20 protein-coding genes are annotated in these 20,612 nt (G+C 60.0%); 8 read left to right on the top strand and 12 right to left on the bottom strand.

Translation table 11 applies throughout. The features are described from left to right. Positions 1-117: 117 nt before the first annotated feature. Positions 118-972: an SDR family NAD(P)-dependent oxidoreductase gene (locus O3W47_RS15160; RefSeq protein ID WP_031234585.1), complete on the bottom strand. Its 855-nt coding sequence runs from the start codon at positions 970-972 to the stop codon at positions 118-120. Between the two features lie 314 nt (positions 973-1,286). Between O3W47_RS15160 and O3W47_RS15155 the strand changes: the two genes are divergently transcribed. Further along, entirely contained in the window at positions 1,287-2,510 is a 1,224-nt protein-coding gene (locus tag O3W47_RS15155; RefSeq protein ID WP_125145327.1) for an argininosuccinate synthase, read from the top strand. Between the two features lie 54 nt (positions 2,511-2,564). Here O3W47_RS15155 and O3W47_RS15150 read toward each other — a convergent pair whose 3' ends face one another. Genes O3W47_RS15150 through O3W47_RS15140 form a run of 3 tightly spaced genes read right to left on the bottom strand, consistent with a single transcriptional unit; the run spans position 2,565 to position 4,410 of the window. Then, positions 2,565-3,761, bottom strand: coding sequence for a multidrug effflux MFS transporter (locus O3W47_RS15150; RefSeq protein ID WP_269314065.1), 1,197 nt, complete (start codon positions 3,759-3,761; stop codon positions 2,565-2,567). 5 nt (positions 3,762-3,766) lie between these two features. After that, a complete protein-coding gene (locus O3W47_RS15145) occupies positions 3,767-4,225 on the bottom strand; it encodes a MarR family winged helix-turn-helix transcriptional regulator (protein WP_020813564.1) in 459 nt (152 codons plus the stop codon). Then, positions 4,183-4,410: a hypothetical protein gene (locus tag O3W47_RS15140; protein WP_220317710.1), complete on the bottom strand. Its 228-nt coding sequence runs from the start codon at positions 4,408-4,410 to the stop codon at positions 4,183-4,185. The genes O3W47_RS15145 and O3W47_RS15140 overlap by 43 nt, the downstream gene beginning before the upstream one ends. Before the next feature lie 191 nt (positions 4,411-4,601). On the opposite strand from O3W47_RS15140, the gene O3W47_RS15135 reads away from it, so the two are divergent. The 4 genes from O3W47_RS15135 to ppa all read left to right on the top strand — a co-directional run bounded on the left by O3W47_RS15135 (position 4,602) and on the right by ppa (position 10,071). After that, positions 4,602-6,662 (top strand): M3 family metallopeptidase, encoded by a 2,061-nt coding sequence (locus tag O3W47_RS15135; protein ID WP_269314064.1) that lies wholly within the window; start codon positions 4,602-4,604, stop codon positions 6,660-6,662. A gap of 163 nt (positions 6,663-6,825) precedes the next feature. Beyond that, positions 6,826-8,646 (top strand): translational GTPase TypA, encoded by a 1,821-nt coding sequence (gene typA, locus O3W47_RS15130; protein ID WP_269314063.1) that lies wholly within the window; start codon positions 6,826-6,828, stop codon positions 8,644-8,646. Positions 8,647-8,862: 216 nt separating this feature from the next. Next, positions 8,863-9,369, top strand: coding sequence for a GNAT family N-acetyltransferase (locus tag O3W47_RS15125; protein WP_003523484.1), 507 nt, complete (start codon positions 8,863-8,865; stop codon positions 9,367-9,369). A 168-nt stretch (positions 9,370-9,537) separates the two neighbouring features. Next, positions 9,538-10,071: an inorganic diphosphatase gene (ppa, locus tag O3W47_RS15120; RefSeq protein ID WP_003523485.1), complete on the top strand. Its 534-nt coding sequence runs from the start codon at positions 9,538-9,540 to the stop codon at positions 10,069-10,071. 105 nt (positions 10,072-10,176) lie between these two features. Here the strand turns inward: ppa and O3W47_RS15115 are convergent, their stop codons facing one another. Together O3W47_RS15115 and O3W47_RS15110 are read right to left on the bottom strand one after the other, a co-directional pair. Continuing rightward, positions 10,177-10,488 (bottom strand): DUF167 domain-containing protein, encoded by a 312-nt coding sequence (locus tag O3W47_RS15115; protein ID WP_003523486.1) that lies wholly within the window; start codon positions 10,486-10,488, stop codon positions 10,177-10,179. Continuing rightward, entirely contained in the window at positions 10,485-10,775 is a 291-nt protein-coding gene (locus O3W47_RS15110; protein ID WP_003523487.1) for a YggT family protein, read from the bottom strand. The genes O3W47_RS15115 and O3W47_RS15110 overlap by 4 nt, the downstream gene beginning before the upstream one ends. A gap of 246 nt (positions 10,776-11,021) precedes the next feature. Between O3W47_RS15110 and O3W47_RS15105 the strand changes: the two genes are divergently transcribed. Further along, on the top strand, positions 11,022-12,254 hold the full coding sequence (locus O3W47_RS15105; protein WP_262534098.1) for an MFS transporter: 1,233 nt from the start codon (positions 11,022-11,024) through the stop codon (positions 12,252-12,254). Positions 12,255-12,387: 133 nt separating this feature from the next. Here O3W47_RS15105 and O3W47_RS15100 read toward each other — a convergent pair whose 3' ends face one another. From O3W47_RS15100 to hemC, 6 genes are all read right to left on the bottom strand, one after another. After that, entirely contained in the window at positions 12,388-13,101 is a 714-nt protein-coding gene (locus tag O3W47_RS15100) for a glutamine amidotransferase (protein ID WP_269314062.1), read from the bottom strand. Continuing rightward, positions 13,091-13,579, bottom strand: coding sequence for a tellurite resistance TerB family protein (locus O3W47_RS15095; RefSeq protein WP_269314061.1), 489 nt, complete (start codon positions 13,577-13,579; stop codon positions 13,091-13,093). Before O3W47_RS15095 ends, O3W47_RS15100 begins: the two co-directional genes overlap by 11 nt. 14 nt (positions 13,580-13,593) lie before the next feature. After that, the gene (locus O3W47_RS15090; protein WP_137452648.1) at positions 13,594-15,210 is read right to left on the bottom strand and encodes a heme biosynthesis protein HemY; all 1,617 of its coding nucleotides are present in this window, start codon (positions 15,208-15,210) and stop codon (positions 13,594-13,596) included. Positions 15,211-15,214: 4 nt separating this feature from the next. After that, positions 15,215-16,669, bottom strand: coding sequence for a COG4223 family protein (locus O3W47_RS15085; protein ID WP_269314060.1), 1,455 nt, complete (start codon positions 16,667-16,669; stop codon positions 15,215-15,217). A 73-nt stretch (positions 16,670-16,742) separates the two neighbouring features. Beyond that, positions 16,743-17,483, bottom strand: a complete 741-nt coding sequence (locus O3W47_RS15080; RefSeq protein ID WP_269314059.1) for a uroporphyrinogen-III synthase — start codon at positions 17,481-17,483, stop codon at positions 16,743-16,745. A gap of 4 nt (positions 17,484-17,487) precedes the next feature. Further along, complete coding sequence (gene hemC / locus O3W47_RS15075; protein ID WP_269314058.1) at positions 17,488-18,417, bottom strand: hydroxymethylbilane synthase; 930 nt, start codon at positions 18,415-18,417, stop codon at positions 17,488-17,490. Between the two features lie 73 nt (positions 18,418-18,490). On the opposite strand from hemC, the gene tsaD reads away from it, so the two are divergent. Further along, on the top strand, positions 18,491-19,588 hold the full coding sequence (gene tsaD, locus O3W47_RS15070) for a tRNA (adenosine(37)-N6)-threonylcarbamoyltransferase complex transferase subunit TsaD (RefSeq protein WP_137452652.1): 1,098 nt from the start codon (positions 18,491-18,493) through the stop codon (positions 19,586-19,588). Further along, a complete protein-coding gene (locus tag O3W47_RS15065) occupies positions 19,588-20,571 on the top strand; it encodes an NAD(P)H-dependent glycerol-3-phosphate dehydrogenase (protein WP_269314057.1) in 984 nt (327 codons plus the stop codon). Before tsaD ends, O3W47_RS15065 begins: the two co-directional genes overlap by 1 nt. Positions 20,572-20,612 lie beyond the last annotated feature (41 nt).

The following is a 20,612-nucleotide window of genomic DNA, read 5'->3' as shown; positions in this document are numbered from 1 at the left end:
TAAAATCTGGAGATTGCCGTGCTTAACGCGATTTCGCGCTTCTGCCAATGTTTTTGAGCGTCAATGCATCGACGCGAAAAGCCGCCGCAACGGTTACATCGCGGCGGCCCGGAACATTCAGTTTTTCAGGAAGCTGGTGAAGGCGGCGGAATATTCCGTGTGCCAGCGCGACAGCGGCGGGCGGTTCTGGACGATGTCATAGGCCGCCCAGAGAATGCGCTTTTCGTCCGTCGGGCGGTCCACCTCGCCATCCGGGCAGAGAATGTAGAAATCACCCCGGCCGATGCTTTCGACCATGAAGTCGACGGTCTGCTCGCCGGTCCATGCGCCTTCCGGCTTTTCCGTCCTGCCATGGGCGGTGAGGCCGGTGAAAACGTAACCGGGGATCAAAAGATGGGCGGAAACCGAGCCGTTCGGAATATTGCGCAATTCGTGCTGAAGCGCTTCCGTGAAGGTTTTGACGCCGGACTTCGAGACGTTATAGGCGGGATCGCCGGGAGGCGTGGTGATGCCCTGTTTCGAGCCGGTATTGATAATGAGCGCCGGCTCGCCATGGGCGATCATGCCCTGGCCGAAAACGCGGCTGCCGTTCACGACGCCCATCAGATTGACGTTGATGATTTTTTCCCAATTGGCCTGCGGGCCGAAAATGGCGCTGCCGGGCTGGATGCCGGCATTGTTCATCAGAACGTGAACGCGTCCGAAACGCTGGATCACGGCGCGCTCCAGCGCCTCCAGCTCATCGAGTTTGGATATGTCGGTCGGGATGGCGACGATCTGCGCTTCGCCGTCCTTGGCGACGGCCAGAATATCCGCATGGGCTGCGGCAAGCCTGTCGCCGTCGAGATCGACGAGCACGACACTCATGCCGAAACCGGCGAATTTGCGGGCGGCGGCAAGTCCGATGCCGGATGCCGCACCGGTGATGACAGCGACATTATCTTCCTTGAATGCGGGGTGGATGGTCGTCATAGGTTTCTCCTTCGCGTCGTTTCGGCTGTTTCCAGCGGTTTGCAACGTTGCCTGAACCTGAGTGGCTTCATTCACGGTCTTCAAGTCGATCGCGCCGCTTATGATAAAGCGCGAATTTTCATAATGCATGTGACAATTGCTTCGTTCCCATCGATGCACCCGGTCATCGCCCGCTGTCGTAACCGCCCATCAATTGTTTTGTCGCTTATCTCACGGAAAAGCGCTTCACACATTTCGGGTTGCACTGTAAAAGTGCCGAAATCCCAAGGAAATGGCGGTGTCCCAATGCCGTCATCATGCAGATGGACATCACTATGGCACTTCCGAAAGACGTTAAGAAAGTCGTTCTCGCCTATTCCGGCGGTCTCGACACCTCGATCATCCTGAAATGGCTTCAGACGGAACTCGGCGCGGAGGTCGTGACCTTCACCGCCGATCTCGGCCAGGGCGAAGAACTTGAGCCCGCGCGCAAGAAGGCCGAGATGCTGGGCATCAAGGAAATCTTCATCGAGGACGTCCGCGAAGAGTTCGTGCGTGATTTCGTGTTCCCGATGTTCCGCGCCAACGCCGTTTATGAAGGCGTCTATCTGCTCGGCACCTCCATTGCCCGTCCGCTGATTTCCAAGCACCTGATCGAAATCGCCAAGAAGACCGGCGCCGACGCCATCGCCCATGGCGCCACCGGCAAGGGCAACGACCAGGTCCGTTTCGAGCTTTCGGCCTATGCGCTGAACCCGGATATCAAGATTATCGCTCCCTGGCGCGACTGGACGTTCAAGAGCCGTACCGACCTCTTGAACTTCGCCGAACAGCACCAGATTCCGGTTGCCAAGGACAAGAAGGGCGAGGCGCCTTTCTCGGTCGACGCCAACCTGCTGCACTCCTCTTCCGAGGGCAAGGTTCTGGAAGATCCGGCGCAGGAAGCACCGGAATATGTGCATATGCGCACCATTTCCCCGGAAGCCGCGCCCGACAAGGCAACCGTCATCAAGATCGGTTTCCGCAAGGGTGATGCCTGCTCCATCAACGGCGTCGAAATGTCGCCGGCGACGCTTCTTGCGACGCTGAACAACTATGGCCGCGAAAACGGCATTGGCCGTCTCGATCTGGTTGAGAACCGCTTCGTCGGCATGAAGTCGCGCGGCGTTTACGAGACGCCCGGCGGCACCATCCTGCTCGCCGCACATCGCGCCATCGAATCCATCACGCTTGACCGGGGTGCAGCCCACCTCAAGGACGAGCTGATGCCGCGTTACGCCGAGCTCATCTATTACGGCTTCTGGTTCTCGCCAGAGCGCGAAATGCTGCAGGCGCTGATCGACAAGAGCCAGGAACATGTGGAAGGCGAAGTGACGCTGAAGCTCTACAAGGGCAATGTCATGGTAACCGGCCGCGAGAGCGCCAAGTCGCTCTATTCCGACGCGCTGGTGACCTTCGAGGACGACCACGGCGCTTATGACCAGAAGGATGCGGCAGGCTTCATCAAGCTCAACGCGCTGCGTCTTCGCACGCTCGCAAAGCGCAATATCAGCAAGTAATTCTGCTGGAATGGAAATAATGAAACCCGCTGGCGGCGACGCCGGCGGGTTTTTTCATGTCTCTCGTCTGGAGATGATGCGGAAGCCGATGTAGCTGGCGATCGCGGTGAATTCCATCACGGGGATGATGATGCCGAAGCCGGTCAAAGGCGAACCGATAAGCGAGGCTGCGGCACCGCCTGCAAACCCCGATCCCATCTGAATGAAGCCCATCATCGCCGATGCCGAGCCGGCAATATGTGGGAATGGGGCGAGGGCCGCCGTCACCATGGATGGCGTCAATAAGGCGATGCCGACTGTTGCGACCGCCACGGGTCCCATGATCGAAAGAAAGGATGGCGGTATCAGGAACACCGACAGCAGGATAAGGAGACCGCCTGTTCCCGAAAAACAGAGGCCGAGGACGACCGAACGGCGGTCACCCAGCTGCGGTGCGATATAACGCAGGGCGATGGAGCCGAAGAAATAAGCGCCGGTCTGCATCAGCATGCCGATACCGAAGGCGGTGGGCGTCATGCCGACCTTGTTGATGAGGATGAAGGTCAGCATGGTCGCCTGCGCATAAAGCGCGCCGATGGAACCTCCGAGCACCAGTGCAGCGAGAAGAAAACGCGGCTCGGTGAGCAATGTCCCATAGGCCGACAGGAGGCGACGCGGGCCGATCAGGTTTTTGTCCGGGATCGTCGTCTCGCGCAGGAAGACCACGACGGAGAAGATGGCGATGGCCCCGAGGCCGGCCATGAGGAAAAATACCGATTGCCACCCGAAAGCCGCAAGCGAAAGCCCGCCGATGGTCGGGCCCATGGCGGGGCCAACGGCCAGCATGATGCCAATGAGGTTCATGATGCTGGAGGCTTCTGCGCCCGTGAATTGATCGCGCACGATGGCGCGCGCCACCGTCATGCCGACGGAGGCGCCAATGCCCTGAACAAGCCGGGCGAAGAGCAGCACTTCAATCGTTGGGGCGAAGATCGCCAGCAGTCCACCGCCCAGAAAGATGGAGAGGAAAACGAGGCTCGCCTTTCGCCGACCGAAGGCATCGGATGCCGGGCCGGCGAGCAGCTGGGCGATGGCGAAACCGGCGAAATAAAGCGAGAGGCTGAGTTTGACGGCGGATTCCGTGGTGGAGAAAACCCGCGTCAGTTCCGGCATGGCCGGTGTGTAGATCGCCATGGAAATCGGCGCCAGCGCCGTCAACAACGCACCGAGTATGGCCGTGCGCTTTCTGGACATGATCGTTTCTGGCGACATTGCGATCAGCAGCTCTGGCCCGGCTGTTCCGGCTGGAGATTGTTGCGAAGGGTCTGCAGGAAGCTGCGGAAAAGCGCGACTTCTTCTTCGTTCAGGCCCTGCGTGGCGTGACGGACGAGTTCATCGATTTCCTGGCGCACGGCTTCCAGCATGTCGGTGGAGTTTTTTGTCAGCACGATGCGCTTGGAGCGCCTGTCCTGCGGGTCCTGCTGGCGTTCGATGAGATCGAGAGATTGCAGCTTGTCGAGATAGGCGCAGATCGTCATCGGCTCGATGCCGAGCCGGGCGGCGATATCCGACTGTTTGCTGCCATCAACGACGGCAACCGTCAGCAATGCGCGCGCTTCGCCGGGCGTCAGGCCCAGTCCGGCTTCAGAAATTCGGCGCTCAAACGCACTGTTCAGCAGGCGTGCGCCGCTGTTCAGTAAAAATGCCAATGAGTCTTTTTCGCGTTTAGTGCCCATGCTTCGCCTTTTCGTAAGTCAGCCTTACTAAAATCCCGGCGATAATCAATGGCGCATAAATCATATTGTTGAAAATCGAGTAAAGTATGTGTCAGTTCGATTGCGTTACGGTCGCCAACATAATCGACGATTGTTATGCCAAAGCAAAGAAGATCGGACATCCCGCATTTTATTTCATCTGCCATGCCGGTCCATATTGTCGGTCAAGTCCCTTACACAGGTCACCTGCCATCGGTATCCGGCGTCTGTGCCGGCAGTTGAGGCAAAAGCAAAAATCAGGTCGCAGCCAATCTTCCTTACACCAAAGTCCGGCATTGAATTGCCGGTGGAGGCGTGCCCATATGGGCTTAAACCGGAATCGTTCAAGGAAGATGAAATGCCATCCAAGACCGCGCTTTATCCCGCACTCGTTGACTGGAACGGCCACAATGGTCTGCCGAAATTCGATGCGGTCAGGGATGAGGATTTCGCTCCGGCCTTCGATGCCGCCCTTCTGTCCCACGAACAGGAAATCGATGCGATTGCCGGCAATGCTGAGGCCCCGAGCTTCGAAAACACCGTGACCGCGCTCGAAATCGCCGGAGACGATCTTTCGCGCATTTCGGCGCTGTTCTGGAACAGGGCAGGCGCCAATACCAATGGTGTGATCCAGGCGCTGGAGCGCGATATCGCACCGAAACTGTCGCGGCACTATTCGAAGATCGGCATGAACGAAGCGTTGTTCAAGCGCATCGATACATTGTGGGAAAAGCGCGGAACGCTTGGGCTGGCGGGTGAGGAGAGCCGCGTTCTTGAGCGGCACTGGAAGGGTTTCGTGCGCTCCGGCGCCAAGCTGCCGAAGGACCGGCAGGAACGCTTGGCGGCGATCAATGAGGAGCTTGCCGGTCTCGGTGCGAAATTCGGGCAGAATGTGCTGGCGGATGAAAAGAACTGGAAGCTTCTGCTTTCCACGGAAGAGGAACTTGCCGGTATTCCCGGTTTCCTGCGCGACGCGATGGCGGGTGCGGCCCGTGAGCATGGCGAGGACGGCAAATTTGCCGTCACCCTTTCCCGTTCCATCATCGAGCCTTTCCTGACCTTTTCCGAACGCCGCGATCTGCGCGAGCAGGCCTTCAGGGCCTGGGTGGCGCGCGGCGAGAATGGCGGCGAGACCGACAATCGCGAGATCGTCCACCGCACGCTCGAACTGCGCGAGGAAAAGTCAAACCTTCTCGGTTACGCGAATTTCGCCGCCTACAAGCTTGATGACACGATGGCGAAGACGCCGGATGCCGTGAACGGCCTTTTAGGGCAGGTCTGGGAAAAGGCCGTGCGCCGTGCGGGCGAGGAAGAGGCCGAACTGGCCGCAATCATCGCCGAGGAGGGCAGGAATCACGAAGTGCTGCCCTGGGACTGGCGGCATTATGCCGAAAAGCTGCGGGCACGGAAATTCAGCTTCTCCGAGGCGGAGTTGAAGCCTTATCTCCAGCTCGAAAAGATCATCGAGGCCTGCTTCGATGTGGCCGGGCGGCTGTTCGGGATTCGGGCGGTCGAAGTCAAAGGCGTCGCCGCCTATCACCCGGATGTGCGGGTTTTCGAAATCCGCGATGAAAAGGGCGATCTGAAAGCCATGTTCCTCGGCGATTATTTCGCCCGCCCCTCCAAGCGCTCCGGCGCGTGGATGAGCTCCTTCCAGTCGCAGCACAAGCTGCCCTTGAAGAACGGCACGGTCGGAGAAATTCCGATCATCTACAATGTCTGCAATTTCGCCAAACCGGCCGAAGGCAAACCGGCGCTGCTTTCGCTCGACGATGCCCGCACGCTTTTTCACGAATTCGGCCACGCGCTGCATGGCATGTTGTCAAATGTCACTTACCCCTCCGTTTCCGGAACGGGCGTCTCGCGCGATTTCGTCGAATTGCCGTCGCAGCTTTACGAACATTGGCTGACGGTGCCGGAAATTCTGGAAAAATACGCCCTGCATTATGACACAGGCGCGCCGATGCCGAAGGCGCTGCTGGATAAGGTTCTGGCCGCGCAGACCTTCAATGCCGGTTTCAGCACGGTGGAATTCACCTCGTCGGCGATTGTCGACATGGCGTTCCACACGCGGGAAAACGTGAGCGATCCGATGGTTGTGCAGGGTGAGGTGCTCTCCACCCTGAACATGCCGAAGTCTATCGTCATGCGGCATGCGACCCCGCATTTCCAGCACGTTTTCTCCGGCGACGGATATTCGGCCGGCTATTATTCCTACATGTGGTCCGAAGTGCTGGACGCCGATGCCTTTTCGGCCTTCGAGGAAACGGGCAACCCCTTCGATGGCGAGATGGCGCGCAGGTTGAAAGACAATATCTATTCCGTCGGCGGTTCCATCGATCCGGAAGAGGCCTATCTTGCTTTTCGCGGCAAGATGCCAAGCCCGGACGCCATGCTTTTGAAGCGTGGTCTGACATAAGGGTCCGGTATAAAAGACTGTCATATTTCTGAGCTAGAACCTGAGTGCAGGGGGCTTATGACAAGGCCCCCCCTTTCGCATTTGCAAAAAAAAGGTTATGAGCGCGCCAAACTAAATTGGCGTTTCTCATTAATATAGCGCCCAACCTCAGAGATTTTGAACAATGGCACTTCGCAACATCGCGATCATCGCGCACGTTGACCATGGAAAAACGACGCTCGTGGACGAGCTCCTGAAGCAGTCCGGCTCGTTCCGCGACAACCAGCGTGTCGCCGAGCGCGTGATGGATAGCAACGATCTCGAAAAGGAACGCGGCATCACCATTCTCGCCAAGGCGACCTCGGTGGAGTGGAAAGGTGTCCGCATCAACATCGTCGACACCCCCGGCCACGCCGACTTCGGCGGTGAAGTCGAGCGTATCCTGTCGATGGTGGACGGTGCTATCGTTCTGGTCGATAGCTCGGAAGGCCCGATGCCGCAGACCAAGTTCGTGGTCAGCAAGGCGCTGAAGGTCGGTCTTCGCCCGATCGTCGCGATCAACAAGATCGACCGTCCGGATGGCCGCCACGAAGAAGTCATCAACGAAGTCTTCGACCTCTTCGCCAACCTCGACGCCACCGACGAGCAGCTCGACTTCCCGATCCTCTATGGTTCTGGCCGCGATGGCTGGATGAACGTCAACCCGGAAGGTCCGAAGGATCAGGGTCTTGCACCGCTGCTCGATCTGGTTCTTGAGCACGTTCCGGAGCCCAAGGTTGAAGAGGGCCCGTTCCGCATGATCGGCACGATCCTTGAAGCCAACAACTTCCTCGGCCGCATCATCACCGGCCGCATCGCGTCCGGTTCGATCAAGCCGAACCAGGCTGTGAAGGTGCTTGGCCAGGACGGCAAGACAATTGAAACAGGCCGCATTTCCAAGATCCTCGCCTTCCGCGGTATCGAGCGCACGGCAATTGAGGAGGCCCATGCGGGTGACATCGTCGCCATCGCCGGTCTTTCCAAAGGCACCGTCGCCGACACCTTCTGTGATCCGTCGGTTACCGAGGCGATGCAGGCACAGCCGATTGACCCGCCGACCGTTACCATGTCGTTCATCGTCAACGACAGCCCGCTGGCTGGCACCGAAGGCGACAAGGTCACGAGCCGCGTTATCCGTGACCGCCTGTTCAAGGAAGCAGAAGGTAACGTTGCGCTGAAGATCGAAGAAGCCGAAGGCAAGGATTCGTTCTTCGTTTCCGGTCGTGGCGAATTGCAGCTGGCGGTTCTGATCGAAACCATGCGTCGCGAAGGCTTCGAGCTTGCCGTTTCGCGTCCGCGCGTCGTGATGCACAAGGATGAGAACGGCACCCTCTTGGAGCCGATCGAAGAAGTCGTGATCGACGTTGATGAAGAACATTCCGGCGTCGTCGTCCAGAAGATGTCCGAGCGCAAGGCTGAAATGGCCGAGCTTCGTCCTTCCGGCGGCAATCGCGTTCGTCTGAAGTTCTATGCGCCGACCCGTGGCCTGATCGGCTACCAGTCGGAGCTTTTGACCGACACGCGCGGTACGGCGATCATGAACCGTCTGTTCCACGACTATCAGCCCTTCAAGGGCCAGATTGCCGGTCGCGTGAACGGCGTTCTCTTGTCGAACGGTTCGGGTGAAGCTGTTGCTTACGCCATGTTCAACCTGGAAGATCGCGGCCCGATGATCATCGAGCCGGGTGAGAAGGTCTATGCCGGTATGATTATCGGTATTCACTCTCGCGATAACGATCTCGAAGTGAACGTGCTGAAGGGCAAGCAGCTGACCAACATCCGCGCTGCCGGCAAGGATGAAGCCGTGAAGCTGACGCCGCCGATCCGCATGACACTTGATCGCGCGCTTTCCTGGATTCAGGACGATGAGCTGATGGAAGTGACGCCGAAGTCCATCCGTTTGCGCAAGATGTTCCTGGACGCCAACGATCGCAAGCGTTTTGAAAAGGCCAAGCTCGCTATCTGATTGCGGCTTGTCGTTATGAATTTGAAAAAACCCGGCCTTGAGCCGGGTTTTTTTATGCGTTCGTTTTTATGTGTGCATGAGTCGAAAGGTGCTTGTGCCAAAGGTTAAGGATGCGTTAATTTTTATCGGTCGTCCACATGAATAGGCTGTGGGTAAGCTTGCCGGCGTTAACCTTTATGACTGGTAAGTTTCCGTGGCCGGGGCCAGAATCGCGTTATGAAAACGTTATCCATCGATGTTCGCCGTGCTGAACCGCATGATGCGCGCGCCATTTCCGAGGCGCACCGTCTGTCGTGGCAACAGGCCTATGCCGGCCTTATCCCGCATCGGCCGTTGACGCAGATGCTCGAGCGTCGTGGAGAAGTCTGGTGGAAAAAGGCAACCAAAGGCTCCGCAACCATGCTGGTGGTAGAGGTGGCCGGTGTGGTCGCCGGATATGCGACACTGGGCCTCAGCCGGGCACGCGGGCTGCCGCAGGACGGAGAGATTTACGAACTTTATCTCCGGCCGGAATATCAGGGCATCGGGCTTGGCTCGCTGCTGTTTACGGAAGCGCGCAGACTGCTGACCTCGCTTGGCTGCAACGGCATCGTTGTCTGGTGCCTTGAAGACAGCGATGTGGCCAACCGCTTTTTCCGCTCGCACGGTGGCCGCGATATTGCCGAAGGCATGGAAGATTTCGACGGCAAGTCGCTTCGTAAGGTCGGTTTCGTCTGGAACTGACAAACAATGCCGGGTGATTTGGCCTTGGGTTCATTCTCGCGGCCGGCCATGCGCAAATGCGATAGCCTCAAATCCCGCATTCTGCCTTATCCGCCCAAAGCCATGTTGCAATGCGGCGACTTTCCCAGTATCGAAAACCAAATCCAACCCGTCGAATGAGGGAAGCGAATGCGTATCGATGCAATTTCCGTAGGCAAGAATCCGCCGGATGACGTGAATGTCATCGTTGAAGTGCCGGTCGGTGGACACCCGATCAAGTACGAGATGGACAAGGATGCCGGTGCGCTGATCGTCGATCGCTTCCTCTACACGCCGATGACCTATCCGGGTAACTATGGTTTCGTACCGCACACCCTGTCCGACGATGGCGACCCGATCGACGTTCTCATCTGCAACACCCGTCCGCTGGTTCCGGGCTGCGTCATCAATGTCCGCCCCATTGGCGTAATGATCATGGAAGATGACGGCGGCAAGGACGAGAAGATCCTCGCCGTGCCGGTTCCGAAGCTGACGCGCCGTTACGACAAGGTCCACAACTACACCGACCTGCCGGAAATCACACTGAAGCAGATCGAGCACTTCTTCGAGCACTACAAGGACCTGGAGCCCGGCAAGTGGGTGAAGATGGGCGGCTGGCAGGATGTCGACGTCGCCAAGAAGCTGATCGTCGAAGCCATCGAGCGCTACAAGGCGCAGGGCTGATCTAAAGCATGTCTCCCAAAAGCGTGCAGCGGTTTTGGGACAAAGACATGCTTAAAAACAAGGATCTAAAGCGCGTCGCATGAATCAGATTAAACGCGATGCGCTTTAGTTTTCGAGCTTTTTGAATAGCTCTTCGAAATCCTCCGGGTCGGTGTCGATCCGGAGGATTTTTTTACGCGCCGTTTCACCTGAAACGAAGCTGATGGAGGATTTCGGCAGGCCGAGTTTTTTCGCCAGCAAAACAATCAGGGCCTTGTTGGCCTTGCCGCCTTCCGGCACGGCGCTGACGCGGGCCTTCAGATGCGCGTTTCCCTCCGCATCCTTTTCCACGCCGTCGATGGCGTCCCGCCCGCCATTGGGTGTGAGGCGGACGGTCAGGCGGACATGGTCACTGTGCTTCTGCCAGCAGCCGCTCAAGCGACCATCGGGTAAAGCGTGTTCCACATGAAGGAGCGGATGAAGAAGATGATCAAGAGCACGATGATCGGCGAAATGTCGATGCCGCCGAGATTGGGCAGAATGCGGCGAATGGGGCGCAGAACCGGTTCCGTGACATTGAACAGAAAGCTGCCGATGGCGTTCACGAACTGGTTGCGGGAATTGATGACGTTGAAGGCGTAAAGCCAGGAAAAAATAGCGCTGGCGATCAGCACCCACGTATAGAGGTTCAAGGCCAGATCGATGGTCTGAAACAGGGCAAGCATCAATATCTCCGTATCTTGGTTGCAAGACATTTAGACATTGAACCGTGAACCGGCAAGTGTCGCGCCGGATCGTAATGATCTTTGGTCTGATCGACCGACGGTCATCACAATCTGGTTCATGGCTTTGCAGCGGGATTTTAGACGAAAACCGCTTACACTTTTCGTCATCCCGCTGGTGAGGGCTGGCGATTCCTGTGATATCGCTCTATTGCAAAGCTCTCATATTGTCTCGCGAGCACCCAGCCGATGTCCCTCCCTTCCGCCGAAAACCGTTTCGGTGCATTCCGGCATAGTTCCTATCGCCGCTTTTTCAGCGCCCGGTTTTTTTCCGCCTTCGCCATCCAGATCGTCAGCGTCTCGGTCGGCTGGCAGATGTATGAGGTGACCGGCAACGCCTTTTATCTCGGTCTGATCGGTCTTTTCCAGTTTCTGCCGTCGCTGCTTCTGATCCTCGTCACCGGAACGGTCGCCGACCGGCACAATCGTCGGCGCATCATGGCCATATGCCTGCTGATTGCCGCGCTGTGCGCTGTCGCTCTTCTGGGTCTTACGCTGACGCACAGCTTTTCCCCCTGGCCGGTCTTCGCCATTCTTGTCGTCTTCGGCATAGAGCGCGCCTTCATGGGACCGGCGGTCCAGTCGCTGGCGCCCAATCTCGTGCCGGTGGAGGATTTGCCCAACGCCATCGCCTGGAATTCCTCTTCCTGGCAGATGGCGTCCATTCTCGGTCCCGTCGCCGGCGGCCTGCTTTATGGCCTCGGTGCTTCGGTCGCCTATAGTGTGGCATTCGTGCTCTTCATTGTATCGGCCACGCTTGCGGTGACGATCCGCAAGCCGGAACAACGCGGCCCGGCAAAAGCCATCAGCCTTGAAACCATGCTTGCCGGGTTCAAATTCATCGCGCAGGAAAAAATCGTTCTCGGTGCGATCTCGCTCGATCTTTTCGCGGTGCTGCTGGGCGGCGCGGTTGCGCTGATGCCTATTTTTGCCAAGGAAGTACTGACGCTCGGGCCATGGGGTCTCGGGCTTCTGCGGGCAGCGCCCGGCATTGGGGCCATCACCGTTGCGGTCATTTTGGCCTTCAGGCCCATTCGTCACCACGCCGGCCTGCTGATGTTTACCGGCGTCGGCCTCTTCGGCATCTCCACCGTGGTTTTCGGGCTTTCGCAAACCGCGTGGCTGTCCATCGCTGCGCTGGTGGTCATGGGCGCATCGGACATGGTGTCGGTTTATGTGCGCGAGACCCTGATCGCGCTGTGGACGCCGGATGAGGTGCGCGGGCGTGTGAATGCCGTGAACATGGTGTTCGTCGGCGCATCGAACGAGCTGGGTGAGTTCCGCGCCGGCACCATGGCGCATGTCGTCGGGGCCGTACCGGCCGTTGTCATTGGCGGGGCGGGCACGCTTGCTGTGGCGGTCATCTGGGCGCTCGGTTTCTCCAAGCTGCGCAGGATCGATAATCTGGACGCGCCGCACTGATGGCGATGGGTCTTAGATCGTTTTGGCTTTTCTTCGAATCGCAAAAACGATCTAACTTTTGTTTTTACGCATTTTCCGGACGTAAAACCGCTGCGCACTTTTACTGGAAATGCTCTAGCGCTGCGCCTTGCCCTCAAAAAACCAGATCGAGGAAATTGCCGAGCCATGCCCTGAGCGGCGTGTCGAACAGCATGCGGCCTTCCAGATGCTGGCTGCCCACCTGCGCATTGGGCATGCCGAAGCGCTGCGCGCCGCGCACCACCCAGCTATGCATCATGGCGCGGGTCAGTTCGGCGTGAAACTGCAGGCCCCAGGCGTTTTTTCCATAGCGGTAGGCCTGATTGGGATAGGTTTCGCCCGAGGCCAGAAGTTCGGCTCCGCGCGGTAGCTCGAACCCTTCTTTGTGGAAATGATAGACCATCTTCGGCCAATGCGGCATCAGAAGCCGCCCATGTTCGGTGGCATGAAGCGGATACCAGCCGATCTCCACCTTGCCCTCCCTGTCGGCCTCCACCTTGCCGCCGAGATGTTTGGACAGCATCTGCGCACCGAGACAGATGCCGAGAAAGGGTTTGTTTTCCTTCAACGGCACCTTCAGCCAGTCGATTTCGGCTTTGACGTAGTCATGAGAATCGTTGGCGCTCATCGGGCCACCGAAGATGATGGCGCCTGCGTGTTTCTCCAGCGTTTGCGGCAGGTCATCGCCGAGCGCAGGGCGCCTTATATCCAGACGATACCCTTTTTCCACCAGCATCTGGCCGACGCGGCCGGGCGTGGAACGTTCCTGATGCAGGACGATGAGCAGCGATGGTTGTTTTCTCTGTTGCCTGGAAGGGTCAAACAGCATCGTCTTCGTTTTCGCTTTCTTCAGCGGGCCCGGACCTCGTGGCGGCCTGCTGACGTTGCAGAACCCTGTCGCGCACGGATACACCAAGCAGGTCGGCGACTCGCCAGATCACATGGTCTTCCATTTCGCTTCGTTCGCCGTCAGCGTAAACAATATCCCATAATATGCCAATAAGCTCCACGCGCTGATCTTCATCGAGATGGCGGCGTATATCGGTGGTGAAGCGGTAATAATCGACGGCTTCCTTGCCGGCCTCTTGGCCGGCGGTAAGAAGCGCGTCCAGCTTTCCGGCATCGAGATGGTAATAGTCCTGCAGTATTTCGCGCAGGCGGTCGCGCTCGCTTTTCGAGACGGTGCCATCCGCTTCCATAACCTGGAAACAGAGGGCGGCCACCGCCACCCTCAGATAGTCCGGACTGAAATCATCCCCATGCGGGCCGACGAGGTTCTGAATAAACGACTGTATTTGCTGGAACATCGATATCCTGTTCGTCAGAAGAGTTTGAGCCGGGTCTTGGGTTCGGCTTCCGCACCGGGCTTCTTGACGCCCGGATCATCCGGCGCGCCGCCGAAAAACGGCACGGCTTCCGCTTTTTCATCCGTGGCATCGGTTTCCACTGGCGCTTCGATTGTGACCGGCTTTTTCTCCTGCGGGACCGATACGGCCGGCTTGACCTCGATCGGTGCGGCGGGGGCGGGTTTCGGTTCGGCGCGCGTCTCCGGCGCGGCTTCGACAATGATCGTTTTCGCGGCCGGTTCAGCCCTTGCGGGCGCTGCGGCAATCGCGTTTTCGATTGTCAGGTCTTCGACGGGCGCTTCGAGCTGGCCGAAAGGCGCTTTCCATTCGAAAGCATCGAGACGGCCGGTGACCGGCGAGACCGGCAGCCATTTTTCCGAAACGACGCCGTCTGCCACCCAGGCGGGGTCGCGCGGCGCGCGCAGCGCCTGCGCCATCCAGTAGCGCACACGGCCCTGATCGCCGGTTTCGGCCTCCTCGATATCGGCCATCAGCAAGAAGATGCTCTCGCGCGGTTCGATCCGGGCGGCGGCCTCGGCCTTGGCCCGCGCCTTGGCGAATTCCTTGGCATCGAGCGCTGCCTGCGCCACCGCGAACAGGGATTCGATGTTGTTGGGCTTCAGGCTTTCCAGCCGCTCGGCCCGTTTCAGCCGGTCGATGGCGGTATCGCCACTGCGTGCGCGGACATAAAGTTCGGCGATCTGCGGGTGCGGATCGTTCTTCCAGACGGGTTCCAGAACCGTGGCTGCCTTGCGCAGATTGTCTTCCCGGAGATAGGATTTCGCCGCGATCAGCGCTGCCGGAACCAGGCTCCTGGCAAGCTTGAGAGCGTGCTTGGCATCCTCGCGTGCGCCGACCGGATCGCTTTCCAGCTTTTCGCCGGCCTTGGCGGTAAGAAGCACGGCTTTCAGACGTTCCGCCTCACCGCGTTCGATGACGCCGGCTGCCTTCTGCTGGTCGAGCAGGCGGATGGCATCGTCCCACTGTCCGTTGCGGCAGCGGTTTTCCAGCGTCGCCTGCGCGGCCCAGGGCAGATAGGGAGCCTTTTCCGCTGCATCCTCGGCATATTGCTGGGCTGCTTCATAGGCGCCCTGACGGCGGGCCTCGATATAAAGGCCGCGAAGGCCAAGTTCGCGAGTCTCGGGATCGCGGGCCATGGCTTCGAATTTGCGCCGCGCCTCGTCATATTTGCCTTCGATGAGATCGGCCTGCGCATCGAGCAGATGGATCAGCGGCTCCTGATCGGCGCTGAGCAACCCTTGAGTACGGGCCGTCATCTTGCGGGCGAGGATGGCATTGCCGGCCCCGGCAGCGATGAGCCCTGTGGAGAGCGCCTGATAACCCCGGTCGCGCTTGCGGGCGCGGAAATAACGACGGGCGGCATTGGGTGAGGTCCAGATGGCGTTGACGATCCACCAGACCAGCATGACGGCAGCGACCAGCGCCGCGATGATGGAGGCAGCGACCATCAGGCTCATTTCGATCAGCTGGCCCTGCCAGACGATGGAGAGCACACCCGGCCTGTCGGCCAGCCAGGAGAAACCGAAGCCGAGAGCCAGAACGATAACGGCGAAAGTCAGAATTCTGGTCATGCCCTTACCCCTGCCTGCCGGTGCTGGTGATGGCGCGGTTCAACGTGCCGCCGACCAGATTCTCGACCTCGATGCGTGCATCCAGCGATTTCTTGTAATCGGCGGATGCCGTCTTGGCGGCATCGGGAAGCCCGTTCCATTCAAGTGCTGCGCCCTGCAGATCGCCGTTGCGCAGCTTGTTTTCCATGCGCGCGATCTGGGCTTCTGGGGTCTCGCCCTCGATATTTCCGACCGGGCGCACCTTCACCAGCGAAAAGGCGCTTTCGGTCAGGCGTTCCATAATGCCCTGATTGGGGTCTGGCTGGTTGATCGCGGAAAGCATCGCATTGGCGACGTCAGGGAATTTCTGCATCAGTTCCGAACGTGACGGCACCCCGGTTGCGGCGAAGGATTGCAGCGATGCGATGGCCGGATCGTCGGGCGTTACCTTGGACAGCGTGTCGAGTTCCGTCAGGAACGGCCCACCGCGATCGATCGCGGCCTTCAGCGCCGCGGAAGCGATGGCGCGGGCGACTTCGATATCGTCGCGCGGCTCGTTGATCTTGGCTTCCGCATCCGCAAGGCGGCGTGTCAGTTCCGCCGTCGCCGATGCCTGCGCGGATCGCTCCGACTGGAGGGCGGATTCCAGCGCGGCGATTTTTTCCGACAGCCCATCCACCTGCGGTGCCTCGCCCTTTGCGCCTTCGAGGGTTGCGATGCGCTGTTCCAGCGCGGAGGTGTCGCCGACCGGCGCATTGGCAAGCTGCTGCCGCAAGCTGCCGAGATCGGTTTTCAGTGCGGCGATTTCTTCGCTTCCCGCCCTGCCTGCATTGAAGGAGGGCAGGATGCCGGCATATTGCATGCTGCCGGCGGCGGCGAGCGCGACAAGGCCGCCGACGATACCTGCCGCGATCAGGCCGGAGGTCGCGGCCTGTTTGCGCTCCTCCTGCTGCGGTGTGGAGGGCTTTGCCGGCCCCGAGGAGGAGGTCGCCGTCGTTGGTTTTGCAGCGGTGGCGCTGCTGGATGCTGTGGAGCCGAAGGCCGGCTTCGCAGCAGCTGCTGCGGCCGCAGCCGCGCTCGTGTCGTTGGTGCCCGTCGACGGTTTTGTATCGGCTTTAGGCGAAACGGGGGCCGGCGAGACGGGGTCTTTCTGCCTGTCTGCGGGCTGCTTGTCTGCGGCGCTCTCAGCCTTCGGTGCCGTGGCTACGGATTCCGCTTTGCCGACATTGGGTTCGGGCTCGATAGGGGTTTTCTTGGGCTGGTCCCAGATGGGGGCGGGGTTTCCCGTTGCGGCTGCTTCGGGCTTTGTCTCTGAAACACCCGGCTCTGCGGTGGCCTCAGGTGTTTTGTCACCGGGCTTTTCGTCCGTCTTGGCAGCGTCCACGTCGGCGGAAATTGCTTTCACGTCTTTGGCGTCCAGGTCGATGGTGACCGGTTCGGCTTTGGACTTGGAGTGGCGTGGCGGCTTTCCCGATACCATGACAACCTCATTTCTGCCTGCAGTAATCTAAACCTAGTCAGTGACGGCGGCAAAGGAAAGAGGCGAGCTCGAATTAGGTTCCAGAGTTGTGGCGTAGAAGTTCGAACATCGCGGCCTCGCTCGGTTCTTCGGCGGCCTTGGCGTTTGCGCGGAAGATTTCCGGAACGAGAGAAAACACGTTGCGGCTGATGCAGATGAATTGTGTCGTTGCCAGCGCCGCCACGTATTTTTCCGTCGATACATGATGAAAAAACGCCCGCGCCGCTTCCGATGAATAGAGCAGGACCACATCGGCAGCGCTTTCGACAAGCGCCGTCTCAAGCATCGTCTCCGAAATGTCAGAGGGCAGCATCTCGTAACAATCGACCGTTCTGAAGGGAATGCCGGCGGCGGCAAGGCCTTCCTCGAAGACGGCGCCACGGGGCCTGCCGGCGAGATAGAGCAGGGGTTCTTCTTCGGAAAATAGATTCTGGTGCTCAGTCACCAGCGCGGTCAGGCTCATGGCGTCGCCGGAGGCGGTGAAAATCTGTTCGAAGCCGGTTTTTCCCGCCGCTTCCGCCGTTGCTCCGCCGACGGCAAAAAGCGGTTTTGACAGATTGGGCGCCAGCCCGTCCCGTGATGTTTCCAGCACCCGCAGCGCTTCGGCGCTGGTCACCGCGATGGCCGCCAGCGGGGCGGCTAGCGCGGAGACGGCGCGTTCCCCATGATGGGCGGGGTAAAACAGCGGAATAAGGATCGGTTCGTGGCCAAGCGCTTCAAGCTTTGCGGCCGTCCTTTGGCCCGAACGCTGCGGCCGGGTGACGACGATCCGCATCGTCTCAGCTCCAGCCTTCGAAGAAATTGCTGCCCGCCTTGGCGCGCACGTCTTCGCCGGCCTGCCGGCCGAGCTTTTCCGCATCGCGGCGGTTGCCGGAGATTTCGATGCCGTGGCTCGTCTGGCCATCGGGAGTGAGGATCAGTCCGGAAAAATGCAATTCCTCACTATGGCAGGTGGCGTAGCCGGCAATCGGCGTGCGACAGGAACCGTCAAGCGCGGCCAGAAAGGCGCGCTCGCAGGTCACGGCATCATGAGTGGGCCTGTCGTTTATGGGAGCGAGCAGTTCGTCCATGCGTGTATCGCCGATGCGGCTTTCCACGCCGATTGCCCCCTGGGCCGGAGCAGGAGGAAATTCCTCCGGGTCGAGAATTTCCGTCGGCACATTGTCCTTACCAAGTCTCTTCAGGCCGGCAAAGGCGAGAAGCGTCGCATCCGCCTGGCCTTCCTCCAGCTTGCGCAGGCGGGTATCGACCTGACCGCGAAAAATGATGACGCTCAGATCCGGCCGCAGGCGGCGGATCAGCGCCTGGCGGCGCAGGGATGCGGAACCGACCACGGCGCCCTGCGGCAGCTCCAGCAGCTTCGGTGCGGTGCGGCCGATGAAGGCGTCGCGTATGTCTTCGCGCGGCAGGAAAGCGGACAGATAGAGGCCTTCGGGCAGAACGGTCGGCATATCCTTGGAGGAATGCACGGCCATATCGAGTTCGCCGGACAGAAGCTGGCTTTCCAGCTCCTCGGTAAACAGGCCCTTGCCGCCGATTTCCGACAGAGCGCGGTCGGTTATCCGGTCGCCCTTGGTGGACAGCACGACGATTTCGAACATTTCTTCCGGCAGGCCATGCGCCGCCATCAGCCGGTTGCGCGTCTCGTAAGCCTGCGCGAGCGCCAGCGGGCTGCCGCGCGTGCCGATTCGGAAAGGTTTTGTTTGCATCCGCGTCTATCCATTGTTACCGGAGTTGTCTTAGACCAACTCAGCGCATGATCGCAATGAACGAACAGATTTGATGACCCCCTTTCTTCGTATTCTCGGCATAGAGACAAGCTGTGACGAAACCGCCGCATCCATTGTGGTTCGGCATGCGGACGGCCATGGCGAGATTGTCTCCGACGTCGTTTTGTCGCAGCTTGAGGAACACAGCGCCTATGGCGGCGTAGTGCCGGAAATTGCCGCGCGCGCCCATGTCGAGGCGCTGGATACGCTGGTGGAAGAAGCGCTGGAGCAGGCGGGTGTGACCCTTGCCGATGTCGACGCCATCGCCGCCACCTCCGGCCCCGGCCTCATCGGCGGCCTGCTGGTGGGTTTGATGACGGGCAAGGCCATCGCCAAGGCGGCCGGCAAGCCGCTTTACGCCATCAACCATCTGGAAGGCCACGCGCTGACGGCGCGCCTCACCGATGGCCTGTCTTTTCCCTATCTGATGCTGCTCGTCTCCGGCGGCCATACCCAGCTGGTGCTGGTGCGTGGCGTGGGCGATTATGAGCGTTGGGGCACCACCATCGATGACGCGCTGGGGGAGGCCTTCGACAAGACCGCGAAACTTCTGGGCCTGCCCTATCCCGGCGGGCCGGCGGTCGAGAAGGCGGCGGCGAAGGGTGATCCGAACCGCTTTCCGCTGCCGCGTCCCATGGTTGGCGAAGCACGGCTCGATTTTTCCTTTTCCGGACTGAAGACGGCGGTGCGGCAGGCGGCGACTGCCATCGCGCCGCTTTCCGAGCAGGACATCGCCGATATCTGCGCCTCGTTCCAGAAGGCGGTGTCGCGCACGCTCAAGGATCGGATCGGCCGTGGCCTTGCCCGTTTCAGGCAGGAATTTCCGCACACAGAAACCGAGCCTGCTCTGGTCGTCGCCGGCGGCGTCGCCGCCAATCAGGAAATCCGCCAGACGCTGCAGTCGCTTTGCGATACCCATGGCTTCCGCTTCGTCGCGCCGCCGCACCGGCTCTGCACGGATAATGCCGCGATGATCGCCTGGGCTGGGCTGGAGCGCATGGCGGACGGCCGGGACCCCGATCCACTCGAAATCCCGCCGCGCTCGCGATGGCCGCTGGATGGCAGTGCGGAGACATTGATCGGTTTCGGTAAAAGGGGAGCCAAGGCCTGATGCAGCGGGAGAAAATCGTCGTCATCGGCGCCGGCGCCTTCGGAACAGCGCTTGCTGTGGTCATCGCGCTGGAAAACCGGCATGACGTGACCGTGCTCGGCCGCGATCCATCGCTGATGGCCGACCTCAGGAGCGACCGCGTGCACGAGGCGGCCCTGCCGGGCGTCGATCTGCCGGATGCTCTTGAATTTTCCGCCGAGCCCGATGTGCTGGCCGGCGCCGGCATCGTCCTCTTCGCCATGCCCTCGCAGGCTCATGCCGATGCGGCCCGTCACTACGGCCCTTATCTGGCTAATGACTCAATCATTGTTACCTGCGCCAAGGGTATCGACCGCAGCTCCGGCCGGCTGCTGACGGAACTTCTGGAAGCGGAACTGCCGCATCATCCGATTGCGGTTCTGTCCGGTCCGGGCTTTGCGGCCGACATAGCGCGGGGCCTGCCGACGGCCATGGCGATTGCGGCGGAAGATGCGGTGATAGCCGAGCGGCTTGCGACCACGATTTCCGGCAAGACCTTCCGGCTTTATGCCTCGACCGACCGCATCGGCGTGCAGCTTGGCGGGGCGCTGAAGAATGTTCTTGCCATTGCCGCCGGCATCGTCGAAGGCGCGGGTCTTGGCGATTCCGCCCGGGCGGCTTTGATTTCGCGCGGGCTTGCCGAAATGTCGCGTCTCATCGTTGGGATGGGTGGAAAGGCGGACACGGTGCGCGGCCTCTCGGGCCTTGGCGATCTGGTGCTAACCGCCACCAGCCACCAGTCGCGAAACCTGCGTTTTGGTATCGCGCTTGGCCGGGGTGAGGGCAAGGATATGTCCGGCGGGCTGGTGGAGGGCGCTTTCGCGGCAGCCGTCGCCGCCCGGCTCGGGGAAAGTCACGCTGTCGACATGCCGGTTACCGAAGCGGTGGCCGCTATCATTGACGGCAATCTGGATGTGGCGAGCGCCATGCAACAATTGATGACACGGCCCATCACCACCGAATGAGGGCGGGTCTTCGCTCCAAACCGCTGACGCGTTTGGAAGAC

The organism is Agrobacterium sp. LMR679 (assembly GCF_027157905.1).
GTDB classification, from domain to species: domain Bacteria; phylum Pseudomonadota; class Alphaproteobacteria; order Rhizobiales; family Rhizobiaceae; genus Agrobacterium; species Agrobacterium leguminum.
The sequence above is the reverse complement of the archived record's forward strand: the minus strand, read 5'-3'. Positions and strand labels throughout refer to the sequence as shown.

Excerpts from the sequence above, each read along its gene's own strand:
- O3W47_RS15085 (WP_269314060.1), bottom strand. The coding sequence starts at position 16,669 with ATGGTATCGGGAAAGCCGCCACGCCACTCCAAGTCCAAAGCCGAACCG.
- O3W47_RS15155 (WP_125145327.1), top strand. The coding sequence starts at position 1,287 with ATGGCACTTCCGAAAGACGTTAAGAAAGTCGTTCTCGCCTATTCCGGC.
- O3W47_RS15095 (WP_269314061.1), bottom strand. The coding sequence starts at position 13,579 with ATGTTCCAGCAAATACAGTCGTTTATTCAGAACCTCGTCGGCCCGCAT.
- O3W47_RS15110 (WP_003523487.1), bottom strand. The coding sequence starts at position 10,775 with ATGCTTGCCCTGTTTCAGACCATCGATCTGGCCTTGAACCTCTATACG.
- O3W47_RS15160 (WP_031234585.1), bottom strand. The coding sequence starts at position 972 with ATGACGACCATCCACCCCGCATTCAAGGAAGATAATGTCGCTGTCATC.
- O3W47_RS15140 (WP_220317710.1), bottom strand. The coding sequence starts at position 4,410 with ATGGCAGATGAAATAAAATGCGGGATGTCCGATCTTCTTTGCTTTGGC.
- hemC (WP_269314058.1), bottom strand. The coding sequence starts at position 18,417 with ATGCAAACAAAACCTTTCCGAATCGGCACGCGCGGCAGCCCGCTGGCG.
- ppa (WP_003523485.1), top strand. The coding sequence starts at position 9,538 with ATGCGTATCGATGCAATTTCCGTAGGCAAGAATCCGCCGGATGACGTG.
- O3W47_RS15065 (WP_269314057.1), top strand. The coding sequence starts at position 19,588 with ATGCAGCGGGAGAAAATCGTCGTCATCGGCGCCGGCGCCTTCGGAACA.
- O3W47_RS15080 (WP_269314059.1), bottom strand. The coding sequence starts at position 17,483 with ATGCGGATCGTCGTCACCCGGCCGCAGCGTTCGGGCCAAAGGACGGCC.
- O3W47_RS15090 (WP_137452648.1), bottom strand. The coding sequence starts at position 15,210 with ATGACCAGAATTCTGACTTTCGCCGTTATCGTTCTGGCTCTCGGCTTC.
- O3W47_RS15150 (WP_269314065.1), bottom strand. The coding sequence starts at position 3,761 with ATGTCGCCAGAAACGATCATGTCCAGAAAGCGCACGGCCATACTCGGT.
- O3W47_RS15105 (WP_262534098.1), top strand. The coding sequence starts at position 11,022 with ATGTCCCTCCCTTCCGCCGAAAACCGTTTCGGTGCATTCCGGCATAGT.
- typA (WP_269314063.1), top strand. The coding sequence starts at position 6,826 with ATGGCACTTCGCAACATCGCGATCATCGCGCACGTTGACCATGGAAAA.
- O3W47_RS15100 (WP_269314062.1), bottom strand. The coding sequence starts at position 13,101 with ATGCTGTTTGACCCTTCCAGGCAACAGAGAAAACAACCATCGCTGCTC.
- O3W47_RS15125 (WP_003523484.1), top strand. The coding sequence starts at position 8,863 with ATGAAAACGTTATCCATCGATGTTCGCCGTGCTGAACCGCATGATGCG.
- O3W47_RS15135 (WP_269314064.1), top strand. The coding sequence starts at position 4,602 with ATGCCATCCAAGACCGCGCTTTATCCCGCACTCGTTGACTGGAACGGC.
- tsaD (WP_137452652.1), top strand. The coding sequence starts at position 18,491 with ATGACCCCCTTTCTTCGTATTCTCGGCATAGAGACAAGCTGTGACGAA.
- O3W47_RS15145 (WP_020813564.1), bottom strand. The coding sequence starts at position 4,225 with ATGGGCACTAAACGCGAAAAAGACTCATTGGCATTTTTACTGAACAGC.